Origin of the sequence: Marinomonas sp. UCMA 3892 (genome assembly GCF_012726345.1) — a bacterium.
Taxonomy (GTDB): Bacteria; Pseudomonadota; Gammaproteobacteria; order Pseudomonadales; family Marinomonadaceae; genus Marinomonas.
In genome coordinates this window covers 107,872-128,438 of record NZ_PTXN01000013.1, presented here as the reverse complement: position 1 = coordinate 128,438, position 20,567 = coordinate 107,872, and the positions used below count along the sequence as shown (strand labels likewise).

The 20,567-nt window shown below is 43.4% G+C and carries 20 protein-coding genes; 6 read left to right on the top strand and 14 right to left on the bottom strand.

What is annotated here, in order from left to right:
* From B6N13_RS17620 to B6N13_RS17595, 6 genes are all read right to left on the bottom strand, one after another.
* The coding region (locus B6N13_RS17620; protein ID WP_169459476.1) for a helix-turn-helix domain-containing protein at window positions 1-207 on the bottom strand (207 nt) is incomplete at its 3' end.
* A 107-nt stretch (window positions 208-314) separates the two neighbouring features.
* Window positions 315-1,379 carry a Gfo/Idh/MocA family oxidoreductase gene (locus B6N13_RS17615; RefSeq protein WP_100187865.1) on the bottom strand — a complete coding sequence of 355 codons (1,065 nt, stop codon included), beginning with the start codon at window positions 1,377-1,379 and terminating at the stop codon, window positions 315-317.
* Window positions 1,380-1,628: 249 nt separating this feature from the next.
* Complete coding sequence (locus B6N13_RS17610; protein WP_012071177.1) at window positions 1,629-2,285, bottom strand: DUF480 domain-containing protein; 657 nt, start codon at window positions 2,283-2,285, stop codon at window positions 1,629-1,631.
* Window positions 2,286-2,327: 42 nt separating this feature from the next.
* Entirely contained in the window at window positions 2,328-3,107 is a 780-nt protein-coding gene (locus B6N13_RS17605) for a sterol desaturase family protein (RefSeq protein WP_169460139.1), read from the bottom strand.
* Window positions 3,108-3,165: 58 nt separating this feature from the next.
* A complete protein-coding gene (locus B6N13_RS17600) occupies window positions 3,166-3,558 on the bottom strand; it encodes a DUF1801 domain-containing protein (RefSeq protein ID WP_012071179.1) in 393 nt (130 codons plus the stop codon).
* A gap of 74 nt (window positions 3,559-3,632) precedes the next feature.
* A complete protein-coding gene (locus B6N13_RS17595) occupies window positions 3,633-4,787 on the bottom strand; it encodes a PatB family C-S lyase (protein WP_169460138.1) in 1,155 nt (384 codons plus the stop codon).
* Window positions 4,788-5,113: 326 nt separating this feature from the next.
* On the opposite strand from B6N13_RS17595, the gene betI reads away from it, so the two are divergent.
* The 4 genes from betI (at window position 5,114) to choV (ending at window position 8,899) form a co-directional block, all read left to right on the top strand.
* Window positions 5,114-5,701 (top strand): transcriptional regulator BetI, encoded by a 588-nt coding sequence (betI, locus tag B6N13_RS17590; protein WP_012071181.1) that lies wholly within the window; start codon window positions 5,114-5,116, stop codon window positions 5,699-5,701.
* 147 nt (window positions 5,702-5,848) lie between these two features.
* On the top strand, window positions 5,849-6,784 hold the full coding sequence (locus B6N13_RS17585) for a choline ABC transporter substrate-binding protein (protein ID WP_169460137.1): 936 nt from the start codon (window positions 5,849-5,851) through the stop codon (window positions 6,782-6,784).
* Window positions 6,785-6,862: 78 nt separating this feature from the next.
* Window positions 6,863-7,708, top strand: a complete 846-nt coding sequence (choW, locus tag B6N13_RS17580) for a choline ABC transporter permease subunit (RefSeq protein WP_012071183.1) — start codon at window positions 6,863-6,865, stop codon at window positions 7,706-7,708.
* Between the two features lie 3 nt (window positions 7,709-7,711).
* Window positions 7,712-8,899 (top strand): choline ABC transporter ATP-binding protein, encoded by a 1,188-nt coding sequence (gene choV / locus B6N13_RS17575; RefSeq protein ID WP_169460136.1) that lies wholly within the window; start codon window positions 7,712-7,714, stop codon window positions 8,897-8,899.
* 99 nt (window positions 8,900-8,998) lie between these two features.
* Here choV and B6N13_RS17570 read toward each other — a convergent pair whose 3' ends face one another.
* Window positions 8,999-10,336, bottom strand: a complete 1,338-nt coding sequence (locus B6N13_RS17570) for a glutamine synthetase family protein (protein ID WP_012071185.1) — start codon at window positions 10,334-10,336, stop codon at window positions 8,999-9,001.
* A 229-nt stretch (window positions 10,337-10,565) separates the two neighbouring features.
* On the opposite strand from B6N13_RS17570, the gene B6N13_RS17565 reads away from it, so the two are divergent.
* Complete coding sequence (locus tag B6N13_RS17565; RefSeq protein ID WP_169460135.1) at window positions 10,566-11,843, top strand: FAD-binding oxidoreductase; 1,278 nt, start codon at window positions 10,566-10,568, stop codon at window positions 11,841-11,843.
* A 38-nt stretch (window positions 11,844-11,881) separates the two neighbouring features.
* Here B6N13_RS17565 and B6N13_RS17560 read toward each other — a convergent pair whose 3' ends face one another.
* From B6N13_RS17560 to B6N13_RS17535, 6 genes are all read right to left on the bottom strand, one after another.
* Window positions 11,882-12,592 (bottom strand): glutamine amidotransferase, encoded by a 711-nt coding sequence (locus B6N13_RS17560; protein WP_169460134.1) that lies wholly within the window; start codon window positions 12,590-12,592, stop codon window positions 11,882-11,884.
* Window positions 12,593-12,627: 35 nt separating this feature from the next.
* Window positions 12,628-13,446, bottom strand: a complete 819-nt coding sequence (locus B6N13_RS17555) for an ABC transporter permease subunit (RefSeq protein WP_100187857.1) — start codon at window positions 13,444-13,446, stop codon at window positions 12,628-12,630.
* The gene (locus tag B6N13_RS17550; RefSeq protein WP_169460133.1) at window positions 13,443-14,333 is read right to left on the bottom strand and encodes an ABC transporter permease subunit; all 891 of its coding nucleotides are present in this window, start codon (window positions 14,331-14,333) and stop codon (window positions 13,443-13,445) included. Before B6N13_RS17550 ends, B6N13_RS17555 begins: the two co-directional genes overlap by 4 nt.
* Window positions 14,330-15,484: an ABC transporter ATP-binding protein gene (locus tag B6N13_RS17545; protein WP_072841106.1), complete on the bottom strand. Its 1,155-nt coding sequence runs from the start codon at window positions 15,482-15,484 to the stop codon at window positions 14,330-14,332. The genes B6N13_RS17550 and B6N13_RS17545 overlap by 4 nt, the downstream gene beginning before the upstream one ends.
* A gap of 68 nt (window positions 15,485-15,552) precedes the next feature.
* Window positions 15,553-16,638 carry a polyamine ABC transporter substrate-binding protein gene (locus B6N13_RS17540; RefSeq protein WP_169460132.1) on the bottom strand — a complete coding sequence of 362 codons (1,086 nt, stop codon included), beginning with the start codon at window positions 16,636-16,638 and terminating at the stop codon, window positions 15,553-15,555.
* A 66-nt stretch (window positions 16,639-16,704) separates the two neighbouring features.
* Complete coding sequence (locus B6N13_RS17535) at window positions 16,705-18,039, bottom strand: glutamine synthetase family protein (protein WP_072841108.1); 1,335 nt, start codon at window positions 18,037-18,039, stop codon at window positions 16,705-16,707.
* A gap of 360 nt (window positions 18,040-18,399) precedes the next feature.
* Here B6N13_RS17535 and B6N13_RS17530 point away from each other — a divergent pair, with 360 nt between their 5' ends.
* Window positions 18,400-19,224, top strand: a complete 825-nt coding sequence (locus B6N13_RS17530; RefSeq protein WP_169460131.1) for a helix-turn-helix transcriptional regulator — start codon at window positions 18,400-18,402, stop codon at window positions 19,222-19,224.
* Between the two features lie 30 nt (window positions 19,225-19,254).
* Here B6N13_RS17530 and B6N13_RS17525 read toward each other — a convergent pair whose 3' ends face one another.
* Window positions 19,255-20,538 (bottom strand): FAD-binding oxidoreductase, encoded by a 1,284-nt coding sequence (locus B6N13_RS17525; RefSeq protein ID WP_169460130.1) that lies wholly within the window; start codon window positions 20,536-20,538, stop codon window positions 19,255-19,257.
* Window positions 20,539-20,567: the final 29 nt, after the last annotated feature.

Below are 20,567 nucleotides of genomic sequence, written 5' to 3'. Positions count from 1 at the left end.
GGGTAGCCTCACTTTGGTAGACCAATCCATTTTGCCGTGTTTTCGAAGCCAAGTCAGCACCGTTGATCGGCCTTGGATTCCATAGATCTTTTGAGCTTGCTTATAAGTCATGTCGCCTTTTTCAACGGCCATCACTATCTGTAATTTAAAGCCCATTGTGTAGTCGCGTTGAGTACGCTTGCGTTTGGTATTACTTGGTGTCCCCATAATAGGTCTCCTAGGTGTAAACCTATTTCAGGACGGGACAATAGATACAAAAAAGGCTCTTTTCAGCGATGAAAAGAGCCTTTTTATTTATCACATACTTTCAATAATTAATGCTTATGATGACTGTGTTCATGATGATGGTGATGTAAATCCTCTTCATCATGGTGATGGTGGTGCCCATCACTAGAGCCATCTTCGCCTGGATAGTACAAACCTATATCCTGACGAATTTCATCTAGCGTCGCAATCAATTCCAAACTGTTCTGCCAGCTGTGATTAGGGCTTTGAATCAACCCCTCTTCAAGACAGCGGTTCACTTCATCCACTTCAAACTGATAACCATTTCCTGGAAAATCAAACTCCACAGCGCGCTCTTTATTATCCGCGCTAATAACACGGCAAGATTTAGCTTTGAACCATTCAGAATCGATTTCAATATAGCCCTTAGAACCAGATAACATGGCACGGTTCGGGTTACACGAAATCAAAGACGCATCCAAAGAAGCAAGCTGTCCGCTTTCCCAGCCCAGTAGAATTTGCTCAAACAGATCCACGTCGGTGTCGCCAATTACCGCTTGGTTCTGCACAAAATCAGGTTTACCAAAAAACAACTGCGCTAAGAATACCGGATAAATACCAATATCTAATAAAGCGCCACCACCAAGCTCAAGATTCATCAAACGATGATCTGGGTCTGTAGGCCCGACAAAATTGAAGCTTGCTTGAATACTGTTTAGATCGCCAATTTCACCCTCTTCAACCCATTCTACAACTTGCTCTATAACTGGATTAAAGCGTGTCCACATGGCTTCCATAACAAACACATTATGCTCTAAGGCTAGGTCATAAAGCTCCTTAGATTGTGACTGATTGATAGTGAAAGGTTTTTCACATAATACGGCCTTACCAGCTAAAATGCAGGCTTTAGTAAGATCGTAGTGATACACGTGAGGTGTTGCAATGTAGATAACATCTACTTCATGACTATTAATCAGTGAAAAGTAATCAATGAATGCTAATTCAATATCAAATTCGGCCGCAAACGCATCTGCCGATGCCTTATCACGAGAAGCAACCGCACGAAGTTCGCCCGCTTTAACATGACAAAAATCGCTCGCAAATAAATGCGCGATTTGACCTGTTCCAATAATACCCCAGCGTACCTTCTTCATAGGATTCTCCCCATAGACTTAATCAAAGCATTAACACCAACAACTTATTAGTGTTAAAAATAGCGACGCTAAAAAAACGCACGTAAGAGACCTTTGCAAGACCTTACGAGCGAAACCAAGACGAGGCAAAAATAGACGAGAAAGCAGAGTTTATGAGTTATAAATAAGCATTTCGAGTCTGTTTTTAGCAAAGTATTGGCAAGCACAGTAGTCGTGCAAATATCTCGCTAAGTTTGACGTCAAAGAAGACTATAGTCCACTGGCATTTTCAAGTTCATTAATGCGTTCATTTAATTTTTCAACTTGTGCTTCTAGCTCTTTAACTTTGGCTTCAAGTTGTTGCGTGTATTCATCGCTTGTATCAGAAGAAAAAGAGGCCGCGGGTCGATCAGATTCGGAACAGAAACACTCTTGGTAACGCTGCTCGCGCTTACCCGGCTCTCTTGGTAATAGGCAAACATAAGGGCCGCCAGTTTTCGTCTGCAGCGACTGCAAAGCCAATTCAACTTCATCGCGTGATTGAAAGCTATGCAGACGACCACTGCGCGAGCGAAGCTCTCCTGGCGTTTGAGCACCACGAACAAACATCAAGCAAATAATCGCTGTTTCCGCTGGCGACAATTGCAAATCAGAAAACTCCGTATTACAAAATCTGTGCTGATATTTGCTAACACGGCTATGAGAAGCATTAATTTCGGTGACCAAACCACGAGAAACCAACGCATCTAATGCGTCTTGCACTTCTATTTCTGACAGCTGGGTCACTGGCTCACGGTTGGATTTTTGGTTACAGGCATTAACGAGGGCATTCAAACTAAGTGGATATTGATCCGGCGTGGTAATCTCTTTTTCCATCAGACAACCAATAACACGCATTTCGATAAAATTTACTTCGTGATAACTCATAAAGTTTCCTAACTGCTTCTAATCTATTCGTCTTTAACGATGCTATTTAAATAACTTAAAAGGCATCACCAATACTTCCTTTAACGATGTTGGTTGATACGTCACCGTATCAGGCAGTCCTATTTTCAAAAGTTCATCTCCTTCTAATGCATCATTTCTTTTACTCTTAAAAAACGCATCCCAAATACTCAGGAAAAAACCGTAATTACTATTTGCTTCAAGACTTACCCTTGAATGATGTATGCGATGCATATCTGGAGTAACTACCAGCTTCTTAACCCATACTTCGATATTAACAGGCAATCTTGCATTAGTGTGGTTAAACATAGCGGATGCATTCAATAAAATATCAAATACCAACACAGCCTCCACAGGAATACCTAATAACCAAACGGCTAAAGCCTTAATAAAAAGAGACAATATAATTTCGATAGGATGAAAACGCACAGCTGAACTTACATCTAATTCGGGATCAGAATGATGCACTCGATGAATACACCACAAGAAAGGGATACGATGAAATAGCCTATGCTGCCAATAAATAAGACAATCTAGCAGCGAAATGCTCGACAAAAAAACCGCCCAGAAAGGCAAATTCAACACCCAAAACAGACCAAAATTCTGACTAGATAAGGCAACGAGAGACAGCAATAATGGCTGAATGACTCGAACACTAATCGACCCAATTACCAACAAAGAAAGGTTATGACACCAACGTTGCCGCCACTGAAAAAGAACACCTCTTGGCCAATACCATTGCCAAAAAAGAAGCGAGCTAAAGACCAGAACAAAAGCACTTATACGAACAGTGAAATCTATCATTTAGCAAATGACCTAGATAAGGAAACCTTTAGATTTCAAGCAAAAACCCACTAGAAACCTACTGAATAAGTGGCGAAGATTCGCGCTGATTCAATAAAAAATGTACTTTTATCTGCCCAAAAAGCTCCGCTAAAACATTAAGGTTAATGTCATCCAAACGATGGATAATAAAACAATTATCCCCAAATTGAACATGAGGTAAGCGGTTAGTAAACGAATAAAGCACGCTAAGATCTGAAAAATACACGCATAAATGATCTTCTCTTGCCGCAACACCATACAGCCAACTGGCATTTTGTTGAAAATAAGGGATACCCAAGCCACTGACTAACTCAGCCTCTGGAGCAATTAATTCCATCATTTGAATTATTTCCAGCAAGTCCTCGCGCATCGCAGGAGAAGCTTGCTGGATATAACGATTAACAAAATTACTCGCTGCTAACGTCAACATAAGAACAACTCCTGTAAATACACTTTAAACCCGGACTCGATCTTACTTATTTGACTGTTATAAAAGAGAAAATATCACATAAACTTGTGCTTTATTAGCGCCTCTTCAATACGAGTCATTGCCTGGTCGAGAATAGATTGGGGACAACCAAAGTTTAGGCGAACATAGTTAGGATTGCCAAAATCTTTACCATCAGAAACACCAACACCAGCATCAACAAAAAATTGATACGGATTATCGAGAGACAAGGCTGACGCATCTATCCATGCAAGATATGTCGCCTCTAAATGCAGCATTTTAAGGGGGGTTGCAGCAATCCTTTCTGCCACTAAATCTCGATTTCTTTTCAAATATACCAATAGCTCGTCATGCCACTCTTGGCCTTCTTCGTAAGCAGCAATAGCGGCCGTTAGACCAAACATATTAGGGGATGGTATTAAGCCCGCCCTCTCTTTGTTAAAAGCTTGGCGCAATTCGGCGTTTCCAATCACCGCAAAAGCATAACCCAAACCTGCAATGTTGAAGGTTTTACTTGGCGCCATTAAGGTAATGGTGCGATTCGCAGCATCTTTATTCAAACTGGCAAATGGCACATGAGGTAAATCGTCCAAGATCAAATCACAGTGAATTTCATCACTCACCACCAGCAAATCGTATTTTTTTGCTAACGCGTGAATACTTAACAATTCAGCCTTGGTATAAACCGTACCGCCTGGATTATGCGGATTACATAATAGAACCATCTTACTTTTAGGATTAGCACAAGCCGCTTCAAATTGCACCATATCTGGCACCCAACGACCACCTTCAATGACCATATCCACATTAAGTAAATCACGTCCAGATGTTAGTGGCGCTTTGGTTAGATGGTAATAAACTGGACCTGGCACAACAATACCATCTCCCTCGTTTGAAAAGACCCGTACACTCAAATGCAAGGCACAAACTAAACCTGGTAAATGCACCAAATGAGCAGCAGAAACACCCCAGCCATAACGAGTAGAAAGATGAGACTGAATCGCTTTCACCAGTGATTTTGGCGTATGAGTATAACCATAAACTCCTTTGCTAACCCTTTGATTTAACGCTTCTTTAATGCAATCTGGCGAATCAAAATCCATGTCTGCCACCCACATAGGAATGACATTTTCAGGGTATTTTGACCACTTATCACTGCTCATATCCGATCTATCTATCAGGGTATCAAATACCGAAAATGCGACATCCATTAAATAACACTCCAAGCTTTAATTTAGCTTTATAATTAACACAACTACGACCAAAAATTCCAGCCACTCAGAAAAATGAACGCTGCGAGTTAAAGTGGTATTTTAAGTAAGATATAAGCACAAAAATCCTCATTTCTTATCTTAAACCGACACAATAACCCTAAAAAAAAAGATCAAAAAAATTTAAATGACCATTAACCCTTTAAAATCATACAGTTAAATTACTTAGAGAACTAAGTTGTCGAATTGTCAAGGGTTGACCTAAATTGCACAATCAGCCTAGTATAGTTTTAATTAAACGGCTGTTTAATAAAAAAGGATCCAGAATGCCAAAAGTTGGAATGCCTGAAATACGTAAACCTCAGCTCATCGAGGCCGCAATAAAAGCCATAGATAAATACGGTTTTGCGGGGGCAACAGTCAGTGTTATAGGTAAAAAAGCAGGCGTTTCTCCAGCCATCATCAACCACTACTTTGGTGGCAAAGATGGCTTGTACGAAGCCACAATGAGAAGTCTGATTCGTGAGTTTTTTGAAGGTTTATCTCAAGAAGTCATGAAAGCTAAAAATAAATCGGCTAAACATAAAGTCATGGCCATTGTAAAAGCCAGTTTTAGTCAATCCCAAACACACCCCCAAGTCGTCAAAGCTTGGATGGGGTTTTGGGCATCAGCCATGCACACACCCTCTTTGTATCGATTACAGAATATCTACTCTAATCGCTTACAAACATCGCTGGTATGTGTACTAAAAGAAGATTTTGAAATTAAAAAAGCCCGACGCATCGCACTTACTGTGGCTGCGCTTATCGATGGTATGTGGCTACGCGGCTCATTAGCAGGCGGCATTAATAAACAAGAATCAGCCGGACAAATACAAGACTATCTGGATCTCGTGTTTCAGGATCGAATCTAAACACTCCATCGAACAGATTTTTCATCATACATTTTTTAGGCAGCCTACAAAACACGCTGCTAACGCTTTAGGAGTTCACTTTCAGTGCCAGCACTTGGCACTGTATTCGCTCATTGATTTTGAGTTCAATAGAAAGAGGGTAAGGGTATGTTAAATAAGGCTAAGAAGACGGCAATTGCCATAAGCGTGGCAGGTATTTCAGGACTAACCCTGGCAGCAGATTGCTCTACGGTTCGCTTTTCCGACGTAGGTTGGACTGATATTACAGCCACCACAGCGGTAACCAGTGAAATCGTAGAAGGTCTAGGGTACAAATCCAAAACACAATTGTTATCTGTTCCTGTTACTTACACTTCGCTAGCAAATGGCGATATAGATGTCTTTCTTGGCAACTGGATGCCTACCATGCAGTCTGATATCGAACCTTACCTAAAAGCTGACACGGTTGAAGACCTTGGTGCAAACCTAGTCGGTGCCAAATACACACTAGCGGTTAGTAAAGACGCTTTTGATGCAGGCGTAACGGACTTTTCAGACATAGCAAAACATCGCAAAGAATTTTCTGGTCGCATTTACGGTATAGAGCCGGGCAATGACGGCAACCGCATTATCCAAAATATGATCGATACCAACGCCTTTGATCTAGGCAATTTCCAACTGGTTGAATCCAGCGAAGCTGGCATGTTATCGCAAGTTAGCCGTAATACCCGTCGTAACAAATGGATCGCTTTCCTAGGCTGGGCACCGCACCCAATGAATGCCAACTTTAAAATGGAATACCTTTCAGGTGGTGACGACTATTTCGGCCCAAATTACGGTGGAGCTGATGTTCACACCAACGTTCGTAAAGGCTACATCCAACAATGTCCTAACGTAGGCAAACTTATCGCCAACCTAAAATTCTCTTTGCCTATGGAAAACCAAATCATGGGCGCCATTCTTGATGAAGGCAAAAAACCTAACATCGCAGCAAAAGAATGGTTAAAAGCAAACCCTGAAGTTCTGGATGCTTGGCTTAAAGGTGTCACAACTCAATCGGGTGATAACGGCCTAAGCGCTGTGAAATCACACCTAGGTCTATAACACCTAATTAGCACCTCATGGCTCCCTTAGCGACACACCGTTAAGGGAGCACCATCAAACTATCGGGAGAACACATATATGAATTGGCTGACGGATAATAAGATCCCTCTTGGCGCATGGATGGAAAACTTTGTCGACTGGCTAGTTACTGCGGCTTCCGTGTTTTTTGATCTAGTTTCTATAACATTAGAAACCATGATTGTTACCATGGTCGACGCGATTGACTCACTTCATCCATTCGCAGTCATTACCATCATTTTAGTTGGCGTTTGGTTTCTGCATCGTAGTATTGGCTTACTTATCTTTATTACCTTGTCTCTATTGTTAATCATCAACATGGGCTACTGGATAGAAACGATTCAAACACTAGTGCTTGTTGTCTCTGCTACAGCAATAAGTGTATTAATTGGTGTACCTATTGGCATTGCGGCTGCTCACCGGCCTTGGTTATACACCACCTTACGTCCGATTTTAGATTTGATGCAGACCATCCCAACTTTTGTTTATCTCATTCCAACACTCATTCTATTTGGTCTTGGTTACGTGCCAGGTTTGATATCAACCATTATCTTTGCCATTGCTGCACCAATTCGCTTAACCTACTTAGGGGTTAGCAAAGTACCTAACGAACTTATCGAAGCAGGCTTGGCCTTCGGCTGCACAAAATCCAAACTCCTATACAAGGTCGAATTACCCGCTGCCATGCCAAACATCATGGCCGGTGTCACACAATGTATTATGTTGTCTTTATCCATGGTGGTGGTTGCGGCCCTAGTCGGAGCTGATGGATTAGGGAAACCCGTTATCAGAGCATTGAACACAGTCAACATTTCCCAAGGTTTTGAAGCAGGTGTCGCCATCGTATTGGTAGCCATCATGCTGGACCGAATCTGTAAATCACCATCATCTAGAAGCGAGGGATAAATTATGGCTGTTGTAACCATTGAAAACGTCGACATTGTTTTCGGCAACAATAAAGCGAAAACACTCCCTCTAATGGACAAAGGCCACACCAGAGATCAAATTCTAGGTATGACTGGCGATGTTGTAGGCGTGCAAAACGCTAACATCGAAGTCAATGAAGGGGAAATCTGCGTATTAATGGGACTGTCTGGTTCTGGAAAATCTACCCTACTGCGCGCCATTAATGGTTTGAATAAAATCGCCCGCGGTCGCTGTCTTGTCAGAGACGGTGACAAAATGGTCGATATGGCCAAATGTGACGATGCAACACTACGCCACATGCGTACTCGTCGTGTATCCATGGTATTTCAAAGCTTTGCCTTAATGCCTTGGTTAACAGTACTTGAAAACGTCGCCTTCGGTTTAGAAATGCAAGGCATGCCGAAAGCCGAACGCCTAAAAAAGGCACGCGAGCAGCTAAAAATGGTTAGCCTAGACAAATGGGCAGACAAAAAACCTGACGAGCTGTCCGGTGGTATGCGCCAGCGTGTAGGTTTGGCAAGAGCTTTTGCCATGGACACAGACGTTTTGCTAATGGACGAACCTTTCTCTGCGCTCGATCCATTAATCCGTTCGCAACTTCAAGACGAACTGATCGAGCTGCAAAAACGCTTAAATAAAACCATTATTTTCGTGAGCCATGATCTGGATGAAGCACTGAAAATCGGTACCAAGATTGCCATTATGGAGTCCGCTAGAATCATTCAGGAAGACGCTCCTGAGCAAATTGTTCTAAACCCAGCTACCGATTATGTAGAGAAGTTTGTTGCTCACACCAACCCTCTGAACGTGTTATGCGGCATCTCGCTAATGACACCATTGGCTGAATTAGCAGTACAAGACGGCCATGTTGTTATCAATGACGACATTAAAATGAAGCTAGACAACGGCAAACTGGTTTATGTGCAAGGGCCAAGAGGCGACATTCCAACGGCGCGCTGGACACCGGAAACCATCTTTGCCAACGTACCAGATAACACCGTCTTCATCGTACCTGCCAACATAGCCATGCGCGATGCGGTAGAGCTGCGCTATCACTCCAACCACTTCATGGTATTGGAAGAAGCAGGTAAATCCGTCGGTATTCTCAACGACCATAACTTTTACCATGCCCTACTTGGTAAACACTTTGGACGCGAAACAGCAGCATAACGATTTGCTATAGATAAGCCCAAATTGAAATGCGGATAAATAAAAAGGCCAGATGGAAACGTCTGGCCTTTTTTGTTTTGATTGTCCCGTCCTAAATCATCAAACGTTTAACAATAGGTGTTCTCGCTCCCAAGAACTAATCACTCGGTTGAAGGTTTCAAATTCGCTGCGTTTGACGCCCATGTAGGCTTTGACGAAATGTTCGCCCATGATGTCGCAAAGCGGTTGGCATTCTTCCAAAAGACGTAAACCTTCTTCAAGAGTACGAGCGATTTCAACTTCTTCTGAAGGGGGCTTTTTACCTTCCACAGGTTCAGTAGGATGCAGTTTCTCTTTAATGCCAAGATAGCCACACGCCAATGTTGCAGCGATCCCCAAATAAGGGTTGCAATCCGCACCCGGAAAACGGTTTTCAATGCGCGTAGCTTCCGGTGGCGAAAACGGAATTCTTAGTCCTGCAGTACGGTTATCAAATCCCCATTGCATATTGATTGGCGCCGCCATATCTGGAGAGAAACGACGATAAGAGTTGACGTTTGGGGCAAAAAAACTGATCGCACTTGGCGTGTACTTTTGCAGTCCACCCAAGTAGTTATAAAACAGTTCACTTGGGCTGCCGTTGTCATCAAACAAGTTTTTACCTGTTTTACTGTCTACCAAACTCTGGTGAATATGCATCGCACTGCCCGGCTCATGTTGCATAGGTTTAGCCATAAATGTCGCGTACATGCCATGCTTCATAGCTGCTTCACGCAAAGTACGTTTAAAGACAAACACCTGATCGGCCAAGTCTAACGGATCACCATGAATAAAGTTGATTTCCATCTGCGCCGCACCAGACTCATGGATCAAAGTATCCACATCCAAACCCTGTGCTTCGCAATAACTGTAAAGCGTATCAATCACTGGGTTGAACTCGTTCACCGCATCAATGCTGTAAGAACGACGAGAAGTCTCTCGTTTACCCGAGCGCCCTACTGCGGGTTTTAACTCATAATCCGGATCGGTGTTTGGATCAATCAGATAAAACTCTACTTCTGGGGCAATCACTGGTGTGATGCCTTCTTTCGCATACAAAGCAAGAATATTACGTAGAATCGTACGACTAGATAAAGGATGCAGCTGGCCGCTTTTATCGTAACAATCATTGATGATTTGCGCCGTCGGCTCATCTGCCCAAGGCACTAATCGGAAGGTATTCGGATCAGGATGAAGCTCCATGTCGCGGTCGCTCGCATCCACCAACTCGTAGTGATTGTCAGCCCAATCACCGGTAACACTTTGCACGAGAATAGTCTCTGGAATACGCCCAAATAATTCTGCCAAGAATTTATACGTTGGATAAAATTTCCCCCGAGCATTGCCCGTCATGTCTGCCAACGTTGACTCGACTTCCGTTATTGAATGTTCTTTCAAAAAAGCTTCAAACTCTGTCATAACCCACCTTGTGCCAACGAATTTCTTTATTAAAACGGCTAAAAAAATGCCTATTGCGGATACAGTCTATTTGTTTACTATGATCACTAAATTAGTTGATAATTTGGCTTTGAACATATTTTAGTTGATCGACTAAAGCAACTGCTTTTGCCAGAATGGGTTAAAATAAAACCATCATCTAATTCGATACCAACCTTTCGTTGCTATCTGTTTTCAAAGGACTCACCAAGTGAATACTCACGAAGCATCCTACTACGCTGCAACAGCGAATATACAGACAGATTACCCAAGCCTAACAGGCGAACAAGAAACCGATATCTGTATTATTGGTGGTGGTTTTACTGGCGTTTCTGCCGCACTGCATTTAGCAGAAGCTGGCTTTAAAGTAAGTTTAGTCGAAGCAAATAAAATTGGCTGGGGAGCGTCTGGTCGTAATGGTGGTCAGATTTGCCAAGGCCATAACATGGGCCACGAAGACATGATAAAGCAAGTCGGCAAAGACACCGCCGATTTGCTATGGCAAAGCTCGGTGGACTCGGTTGCTTTAGTGAAAGAACTTGTTAAGCGCTACAACATAGATTGCGACTTGACTGCGGGCGTTTTGCACGTCGCCAGCAAACGCCGTCATGGTGACGAAATTAAAGAATCTGTGGAATACAAACGCAATACATTAGGCTACAGCGCAGTCGACTATCTAACCGCTGACGAGGTTGCTAAAAAGCTCGGCACGGATCGTTATTTTGGTGGCGAGTTTTATCGAGAAGGCGCGCACATTCATCCGCTTAACTTCGTCTTAGGCATGGCGCAAGCGGCAACTGCTCATGGTGCCACGCTTTACGAAAATTCCACTGCCATCTCTTATAAAGCAGGTGAGAAACCGGAGGTTATTACCGAAAAAGGCAAGATACGTTGTCGCTACCTGCTATTCGCTTGCAATGGTTATTTGGGCAAACTTAATGGCGCAGCGGCGAAAAAAATCATGCCGATTAATAACTTCATTATTGCCACGGAACCCTTGAGTGATGAACAGGCAAATCGCATCAATGCTGAACGAGTCGCTGTGGCTGATTCCAAATTTGTGGTGAATTATTTCCGCCTGTCTGCTGACCAACGTTTGCTTTGGGGCGGCGGTGAAAACTACAGCCAACATTTCCCCAAAGATATCGCGAGCTTTGTGAAAAAGCACATGATTGAAATTTATCCAGAACTGGCTTCTCACAAGATTGATTACGCTTGGGGTGGCACTTTAGCCATCACGCTAAATCGCATGCCGCACATTGCTCGACAAGAACAAAACATCTTTGTCGCACAAGGTTATTCTGGTCATGGCGTGGCGCTGGCGACTTACGCAGGCGCTATTTTTGCAAAAGCGGTACAAGGTTCTCTAGAAGGCATAGACGCCTTTGAGCGTTTACCTATAAAAGACTTCCCCGGCGGCACATTACTACGTTGGCCGGGGTTAGTAGCGGGGATGTTGTATTACTCTATGCTGGATCGATTACCCTAACAAAATACAAAAGCCGTTTCACAAAGAGTCTTTATTTTTTAAGACTCTTTCTTTAAAAACAAACCAATCCACGACATCATCTGGTTGGAGTGAATATCGCTGCTTTCAAGAGAGTTTAAAGCTGTCTTGGCTTGTTCTTGGGTAAGTTGCTTACCATCGTATAAATCGACCAAGGCTTTTTCATACACTTTGGAAAACTCAGGATGCCCCTGAAAAGTCAAAATATGATCTTCATAAAGCAAGCCTGCATTTTCACAAAACTCTGAACGTAAAATCACTCGCGCACGCGCAGGCTTTTCAACGACCTGATCCTGATGGAAGGCACACAAGGCAAGCTCTTTAGCCTCTGGAAGCACTGGCAAAGACCCACATACATCATATTGATGAATGCCTACGCCCCAGCCACCTTGGAATTTTTCAACACGTCCGCCCAATGCACGAGCAATAACTTGATGCCCAAAACATATGCCGACTAAAGGGCGCTGAGTTTGATCAATTTCTTTGATCAAACTACATAAACGCAGAATCCAAGGCTCATCAGAATAGGCATCGGCTTTCGATCCGGTAATCAGCCAAGCATCACACTCTTCGGCACTATTTGGAAATTCATCTAAACGCACGTCATATGTAACAAAAGAAAAATCCTTTTGTAATTTCCCTAGCTGTTCGGCAAACATATTGGCGTAGGTTGGGAACTCGCCCAGTAAAGAATCAGGTGTAATACCCGCAGCAAGAATACCGATCTTCATTCATTTATCCTTTAAATGTTTTTCAAAAAGCAGCACTATTTATTCGCATCTTTAAAACGATTTTGTCTATGCATAATTACAATCGCCGCGATGACAGCAATCGACACCGTCACTATCATCAAGGTTGCCAAAGCGTTCACTTCTGGCGTCACGCCTAAACGGACTTTCGAAAAAATCACCATTGGCAAGGTGCTATTGCCCGGACCAGAAACAAAACTAGCGATCACTAAATCGTCCAATGACAAGGTAAAGGACAACAACCAACCAGAAATAATCGCGGGCGCAATCAAAGGCAAAGTAATTAAAAAGAACAAGGATGTAGGTTTGGCACCTAAATCCATCGCCGCCTCTTCTAAAGTTTCATCCAAGGAAGCTAATCGAGATTGTACAACCACAGCCACATAGGCCAAACAAAAGGTTGTATGAGCGATAACGATGGTGGTCACACCACGACCAGCAGGCCAGCCGAACATGCTTTCCAAAGACACAAATAACAACAGCAAAGACAAGCCTGTGATCACTTCTGGCATTACCAAAGGTGCCGTCACCCAGCCGGTTAACATAGCTTTGCCTGCGAACTTACGCATTCGACTCAAGACAAAACCCGCCAAGGTGCCCAATATAGACGCCATGGTCGCACTGATAAAAGCGATTTTCAGACTTACCCATGCCGCACTCATAATTTGCTCGTTACGGAACAATTCAACGTACCATTTTAACGACCAACCGCCCCACACTGTGACCAGTTTGGATTCATTAAAACTATACACAATCAAGGCAATAATCGGCGCATACAGAAACACAAAGCCCGCACCAGCCATTACTTTTAAAGCTACTGAACTGCCCTGTTTCATTCGGCCTCCTTATTGCTGTTTCGCATAAACATAATTGGCCCAACCAAAACAATCAGCATGACCACCGCCACGGCAGATGCCAAAGGCCAATCACGATTTAAAAAGAACTCATCCCACAACACACGGCCAATCATCAAGGTATCCGATCCACCCAACAAGGCCGGAATCACATATTCCCCAACCGCTGGAATAAACACTAACAAACAGCCAGCAATAATCCCCGGCTTCACCAATGGCAAGGTCACCAAGAAGAACGACTGATAAGGCTTCGCACCCAAATCTTGCGCAGCATCAAGCAGGTTTAAATCCATTTTTTCTAAAGTGGTGTACAGGGGCAGAATCATAAACGGCAAATAGGTATAAACAATGCCAAGATAAACGGCAAAGTCGGTTTGCAGAATTTGTATTGGCTGATCAATAATGCCCGTAGCCAATAAGAAATCGTTAACCAAGCCATTCTTTTTCAACAACGCCATCCAAGCGTAAACACGCAATAGAAAAGACGTCCAAAAAGGCAAAATAACCAAAGCGAGCAAAATCGTCCGCATGGTGGGACGACTGCGAGCAATCAAATAGGCTATCGGAAAACCAATTAGCAAAGCAAAAAACGTCGATATGGCCGCTATTTTTAACGAGCTTAAATACGCATCCAAATAAAAACGTGATTCAAACAAATACAGGTAGTTGCCAAACGTCACTTTAAAAGTGAGATAAGCATTGCTCGAATCCCATTGCAGCAAAGGTGAATACGGCGGCACCGCAATCATGGCTTCGGCTAGAGATATCTTGAAAACCACCAAAAAAGGAATAAAGAAAAACGCTGCCAACCACAACATTGGCACCAGAATAACCGCCGTTCGCCCCAAACGCAGCTTACTCAACATCATGCTACTAACACAACGCAGCTATCCGCGTCCCAAGAGAGAAAAACGCGATCTTCCCATGTTAAACGGTTGCCCATTTCGCGAGACACATTAGGCTGAGTAATGCGAATTTCTTTACCAGAATTAAGACGAACTTTGAATATCGACTGGCTGCCCATATAGGCCACATCTGAAATCACACCGGTTGTCGCATTTACTTCTAAGTCGATTGGCTCACGGCTAATACGGATTTTTTCGGGACGAATCGCCACGCTCACATCTTGGTTCGGCGCACAGCTGATGCCATGATCAACTTGTAATAACCCATCGATATCGGCACTACGCATCGATGTCGTATCGCGTTCATCATCAATCACAGTGCCATCAAACAAATTAACATTACCGATAAATTCGGCCACAAATCGATTCTGTGGATACTCATACACTTCGTGAGGTTCTGCCGTCTGAACAATATCGCCATTGTTCATCACACCAATACGCGTTGCCAAAGTCATGGCTTCCTCTTGATCATGAGTCACAACAATAAAGGTAATACCTAATTCATCCTGCAAGCGCATTAATTCAAACTGAGTTTCTTCACGCAGTTTTTTATCTAAAGCACCCAAAGGCTCGTCTAACAGCAAGAGTTTTGGACGCTTTACCAAGGAGCGAGCCAAGGCAACACGCTGACGTTGACCACCAGACAACATGTGAGGTTTGCGTTTCGCTAAATGACCTAACTGAACCATGCCTAAGATTTCAGCAACGCGCTTATTCACTTCTGCGCTTTTTAATCCTTCACGCTTCAAACCGAAAGCCACGTTGGCTTCGACCGATAAGTGCGGGAACAAGGCATAAGATTGAAACATCATATTAACCGGTCGTTCCCAAGGTGGAATTCCCGTCATATCAACGCCATCAATGAGAATACGACCGGACGTTGGCTCTTCGAATCCTGCCAACATACGTAACAAGGTACTTTTCCCTGAACCTGAACCACCCAATAAACAAAAAAGTTCATTGCGATAAATATCAAGCGATACCGAATTCACCGCAGTAAACTGGCCAAATTGCTTGGTGATTTGTTCAATTTGCACAAATGGTTTAGCGTCTTTTTGACGCCATGTCGGCACAGATTGCGTCTGTACAGTAGAAGTATTGGGAAAAGCAGACATAACCTACGACCTATCCAAATGATTGAGCGAAAAAATGGCGGAGCAAGAAAGCTCCGCCGATACGTCGATTAACGACCAGTTTTGATATTTGTCCATGCACGAGTCAAAGAACGATCAAAACGCGCCGTATGAGCAACTTGTACATAAAGCTTATCCTTCACCGCTTGCGTAGGATAAATACCCTTGTTGTTAACAACTTCATCGTCCAACAATGGCTCAGCAGCTTTATTCGGCACGGCATAATACACATAGTTAGAAATCGACGCAGCCACTTCTGGGCGCAAGGTATAATTAATAAATGCCAATGCCGCCGCTGGATGTGGTGCATCCGCTGGAATCGCCATCAAATCAAACCACACTAAGGTACCTTCTTTCGGAATCACGAAATTGATATCAACACCTTGATTGGCTTCTTCTGCTCGGCCTTGGGACTGAAGAATGTCGCCGTTATAACCGATAGCAACACAAATCTCGCCATTCGCTAGATCAGAAATATAGGTACTAGAATGGAAATATTTAATAAAAGGACGAGCTTGGCTCATCAATTTTGCCGATGCTTCCAATTCTTTCGTATCTTCAGTGTTTGGATCAACCTGACGGTAATTATTCGCGATAGACATCACTTCGGCTGGTGAATCTAATACTGCAATGCCGCAGTCTTTCAATTTAGCTGCGATCTCAGGATTGAATAAAATATCCCATGAATCAATATCACTGGTGCCCAAACGTTCTTCGATCATTTGCGTGTTGTAACCAATACCGATTGTTCCCCAAGCGTAAGGAATATTATGCTGGTTGCCCGCATCATGTTTTTCGATTTGTTTAAGTAAGGTGCCATCCAAATTACCAATGTTGCTTAACTTACTCTTATCGATAGTCTGATAAACACCCGCTTTTACTTGGCGTTCGAAAAAGGAGTTCGACGGCATAACAACATCGTAACCAGAACCCCCAGCCATCATTTTGGCTTCTAGAGCTTCGTTACTGTCGTACACATCGTAGTTCACTTTAATGCCAGTTTCAGCGGTAAACTGCTCCAAAGTACCTGGTGCCATATAGTCAGACCAGTTGTAAATATTAACGACGTCTTGTGCGTGAAGTGTTGCAGAGCTAGCCGCACATGCGAGCATAAAACCAAGCGTTTTGTTTTTCATTTAGGGATCTCCCACTATTAACTAATAAATAAGCTAATAACATTGGCCAAAGCCAACGTTTAAACTTTATAAGTACGCTTCGTATTCCACATCGGAAATACGCCCATAGATTTTTTCCTGCTCTTGCTCCTTCACCGCACTAAACACTCGGACAAAGGTGTCACCAAGATATTCACACATAAATGCACTGTCTTTAAACGCTTCCGTCGCCAATTCCCAACGATTTGGCAAGGCTTCATAGCGTTCATAAACGGCGTACGCGTCCCCTATAATTGGCTCAGGCGGTGACATTTTGGCTTCTATACCATGCAATGCCGCGCCCAATATTGCCGCCAACACAAGATAAGGGTTCGCATCCGCACCCGCGACTCGATGCTCTATACGACGAGCCTCGCATTCACTTTCCGGTATGCGTACCGCAACCGTGCGGTTCTCATAACCCCAACTTGCAAAAGTTGGCGCATGAGCACCATTTTGAAAACGACGGTAAGAGTTCATATGTGGCGCAAATACCAGCATAGATTCCGGCATGTGATCCAACAAACCTGCCACCGCTTGATGAAGCAGCAAAGAGCCATCTTCATCACCGTTATCAAATACGTTTTTGCCCGTTTCATCCAGCAAACTAAAATGCACATGCATCCCGCTGCCGCTTTTATTGGCGTAAGGTTTCGCCATAAAGGTGGAACCCAAGTCATGACGACGGGCAACACCTTTGACCAAGCGTTTAAAGAGGATCGCATGGTCGGCGGATAATACTGCGTCATTGGTGTGTTGCATATTAATTTCGAACTGTCCTGGGCCTAATTCTGACACTATCGTATCAGCTGGGATTCCTTGGGCTTCGCAAGCCTCACGAACCTCGGTAAAAAAGCCTTCCAAACCATCCATTTCATCGATCGAATAACAGTCTGTTTCGCTCAGTCTTCGGCCATTTCCATCGTTAATAATTGGCTCTTCTGGACGACGTTTAAATTCAGATTCACCATCCAATAAATAAAACTCCAGCTCAGTCGCCACTACTGGCGTTAGACCCAATGCTTTATAACGATCAACAATACGCACAAGAATCTGCCGTGGATCTGGGTAAAAAGGTGTGCCATCCATATTAAACATCATGGCTAACACTTGATCTCGGGGCGATTCCGCCCAAGGCACAGAAGTCGGCTCATCATAAACAGGCATGCAAACGCCGTCGGTATCTCCGGTTTCAAAAACCAAACCATTGGTAAGAACATCATCACCCCAGTTGTCAAAGCCAATAACCGATTGCGGCAATTTAACGCCTTGGGCCATAACAGTGTCTAAACCACTCGCAGGGATGCGCTTACCTCGAAGATTGCCATTCAAATCGGCAATAAATAAATCAAACTCTGTGTTCCCTTCGTTCATTTCCGACATATAAAATACTCTTCTAAAATGGGGCAACAGTTAGAAAGTCGCTGTATAAAAGCTGAACTTTGCGTCGATACCGATCATTTAATGGATTGTTTTTATTCACTCCTGATCACAATAATTTCACATTACCCTAAGCAAATGTTATGAGTAACTATCCCCAAGTGGGTATATGCAAAAATGATGGCAAGTCTTTATAAAATTTAAGTAATTATTCAACTGCTGCATTAGCATGTGATGGAAATCAATTTTTGAAATAAGACTCTCTCAGGAATATAGGCCAACGCATCAAGATGGATCGATAAAAATAAACATGGAAAAAAATCGCCCTAATTTGAAGCAAGAAAAAAATAAATCGAGGCAGGTATGCAAAAAAACATCACCTTAGAACATCCAAACATTTCAGAGCTAATTCGGGACTTGGCCACGCTAACCAACTACGTTCGTGTACCTAGTTTCCCAGCCATGTTAGATGTTTTTTTGAGTAAGCTTTGCCATTTCGACACCATTACCATCATCACTTACAAAAAAGCCCTCAAACCCATATTGATTCACCCACAAGACCCAGCACAACAAAGTGCTGCGCTGCGCTTTTATTTGAGTAAAGCCTATCTTTTAGATCCGGTTTTTAATGGTATTCAAACGGGGATTTCGCCAGGAATTTATCGTCTGGCAGATTTATCCCCTGACTCCTTTGAAGACACAGAGTACTACCAAACTTGTTATCGCGATTTCGACTTGGTAGATGAGATCAATCTGATCATTCCGCTGAATAAAGACACCACGTGCGCGATTTCATTGGGGAGAAAGAAGGCCATTGGCTCAATCCGCCGCACCGAACTGAATCACCTCAAAAGCCTGTTTCCTATGGTTGATGCGCTTGTTAGTCAATTTTGGTTATCCCAAGAAAGCGAATATGTAGAGAAAACCACCAGCTCTGGGCCGCTGAACTACGCATTAAAAACCTTTGCACGTGGTGTGCTCACTAATAGAGAGCAGGAAGTCCTGGAATTGTTGTTGCGTGGCCATTCGTCAAAATCCATTGCAGATCTATTGGAAATAAGTACGGGAACAGTGAAAGTCCATCGCAAGAATATCCACTCCCGACTCAATACTTCGACGCAATCGGAAATTTTCACGTTATTTCTGACTCATCTAGATCATCATGATGAAACTAGACGAGCCTCGTAGCGCTGATCGCTGATCGATAAACGCTAGAGGTTAAATGCCTAACTTATCTCTCAAACTATAATACGCTGCACCCATTGCCGTATAAGGCACACGCAATAAACGGCCACCTGGAAATTGATATTGCGGCATGCTGGCAAACACCTCATAGCGCGAAACATCACCTTCGATAGCGTCTGCCAAAATCTCGCCCATTAAATGAGAGTTTGTTACACCATGACCAGAATAACCTTGAGCGTAATACAGGTTATCGCCGATTTTACCCACTTGCGGCATACGCATCATGGTTAATAGGAAGTTCCCCGTCCAAGCAAAATCGATCTTAACGTCTTTCAACATGGGATAAGTTTTGAGCATTTTACGACCAATAATCGATTCGATTTTTTCCGGTTCACGAGCGCCATAGGTGGTACCACCACCGTAAATCAAACGTCCATCGCCAGATAATCGGTAATAATCCAATAAATAATTACCGTCTTCCACACAATGATCCGTAGGCAATAACCGCTTCTGTAAATCCTTAGAAAGCGGTTCAGTAGCAATGACCTGAGTGCCACAAGGCATGGCTTTTTTCTCCACTTCTGGAATCAAACCAAACACGTACGCATTTCCCGCCACAACAACAGTATCCGCGACAATCGAACCATTTTCCGTAATGATTTTGGCAGGCTTGCCTTGCTCGATCCGAATAACTTTCGAATCTTCATAGATCACACCACCTAAAGACTCGAACGCCCTCGCCTGACCCAAGACCAAATTCAAAGGCTGTATATGGCCGCCATGAATGTCTAGCAAACCACCAACATAACGTTCAGAGCCAATATGGTCTTGAATAGAAGACGCGGACAATAGCGTCAGGCCTTCGTGTCCATGAGCTTCCCAGAGGGCTTTTTTCGCTTTTAACGATTCGAACTGTTTAGAATTGCAAGCTGCGAAAATATTACCCGTTTTTAAATCGCAATCTATGTTGTATTTAGCCACGCGTTGACGAATCAAGGCTTGTCCCGAAAATGCCATCGCGGCCATTTTTTCACCGATAACCTCTCCGTATTGAGCAGTAATGTAGTCAATGTCGCGGTTAAAGCTGTTTACTATCTGACCACCATTACGACCAGAAGCACCAAAGCCAATTCGAGTGCCTTCTAATACCACCACTTTGTGACCCCTTTCAGCCAAACTCAACGCGGTCGAAATCCCCGTAAATCCGGCGCCAATCACACAAACATCAAAACGTTGCTCCTCCGTTAATTTAGGACGCAATACTTTATCGTTTGCAGAATCAGCGTAATACGAGTTCACATGAGTTGGCGAAGACATAAACTAGGTACTCCTCTCGAAAGCAATAG

Excerpts from the sequence above, each read along its gene's own strand:
- B6N13_RS17595 (WP_169460138.1), bottom strand. The coding sequence starts at position 4,787 with ATGGATGTCGCATTTTCGGTATTTGATACCCTGATAGATAGATCGGAT.
- B6N13_RS17535 (WP_072841108.1), bottom strand. The coding sequence starts at position 18,039 with ATGTCGGAAATGAACGAAGGGAACACAGAGTTTGATTTATTTATTGCC.
- B6N13_RS17560 (WP_169460134.1), bottom strand. The coding sequence starts at position 12,592 with ATGAAGATCGGTATTCTTGCTGCGGGTATTACACCTGATTCTTTACTG.
- B6N13_RS17610 (WP_012071177.1), bottom strand. The coding sequence starts at position 2,285 with ATGAGTTATCACGAAGTAAATTTTATCGAAATGCGTGTTATTGGTTGT.
- B6N13_RS17525 (WP_169460130.1), bottom strand. The coding sequence starts at position 20,538 with ATGTCTTCGCCAACTCATGTGAACTCGTATTACGCTGATTCTGCAAAC.
- B6N13_RS17555 (WP_100187857.1), bottom strand. The coding sequence starts at position 13,446 with ATGAAACAGGGCAGTTCAGTAGCTTTAAAAGTAATGGCTGGTGCGGGC.
- B6N13_RS17615 (WP_100187865.1), bottom strand. The coding sequence starts at position 1,379 with ATGAAGAAGGTACGCTGGGGTATTATTGGAACAGGTCAAATCGCGCAT.
- choV (WP_169460136.1), top strand. The coding sequence starts at position 7,712 with ATGGCTGTTGTAACCATTGAAAACGTCGACATTGTTTTCGGCAACAAT.
- B6N13_RS17540 (WP_169460132.1), bottom strand. The coding sequence starts at position 16,638 with ATGAAAAACAAAACGCTTGGTTTTATGCTCGCATGTGCGGCTAGCTCT.
- B6N13_RS17585 (WP_169460137.1), top strand. The coding sequence starts at position 5,849 with ATGTTAAATAAGGCTAAGAAGACGGCAATTGCCATAAGCGTGGCAGGT.
- B6N13_RS17530 (WP_169460131.1), top strand. The coding sequence starts at position 18,400 with ATGCAAAAAAACATCACCTTAGAACATCCAAACATTTCAGAGCTAATT.
- B6N13_RS17550 (WP_169460133.1), bottom strand. The coding sequence starts at position 14,333 with ATGATGTTGAGTAAGCTGCGTTTGGGGCGAACGGCGGTTATTCTGGTG.
- B6N13_RS17600 (WP_012071179.1), bottom strand. The coding sequence starts at position 3,558 with ATGTTGACGTTAGCAGCGAGTAATTTTGTTAATCGTTATATCCAGCAA.
- betI (WP_012071181.1), top strand. The coding sequence starts at position 5,114 with ATGCCAAAAGTTGGAATGCCTGAAATACGTAAACCTCAGCTCATCGAG.
- B6N13_RS17605 (WP_169460139.1), bottom strand. The coding sequence starts at position 3,107 with ATGATAGATTTCACTGTTCGTATAAGTGCTTTTGTTCTGGTCTTTAGC.
- B6N13_RS17570 (WP_012071185.1), bottom strand. The coding sequence starts at position 10,336 with ATGACAGAGTTTGAAGCTTTTTTGAAAGAACATTCAATAACGGAAGTC.
- choW (WP_012071183.1), top strand. The coding sequence starts at position 6,863 with ATGAATTGGCTGACGGATAATAAGATCCCTCTTGGCGCATGGATGGAA.
- B6N13_RS17545 (WP_072841106.1), bottom strand. The coding sequence starts at position 15,484 with ATGTCTGCTTTTCCCAATACTTCTACTGTACAGACGCAATCTGTGCCG.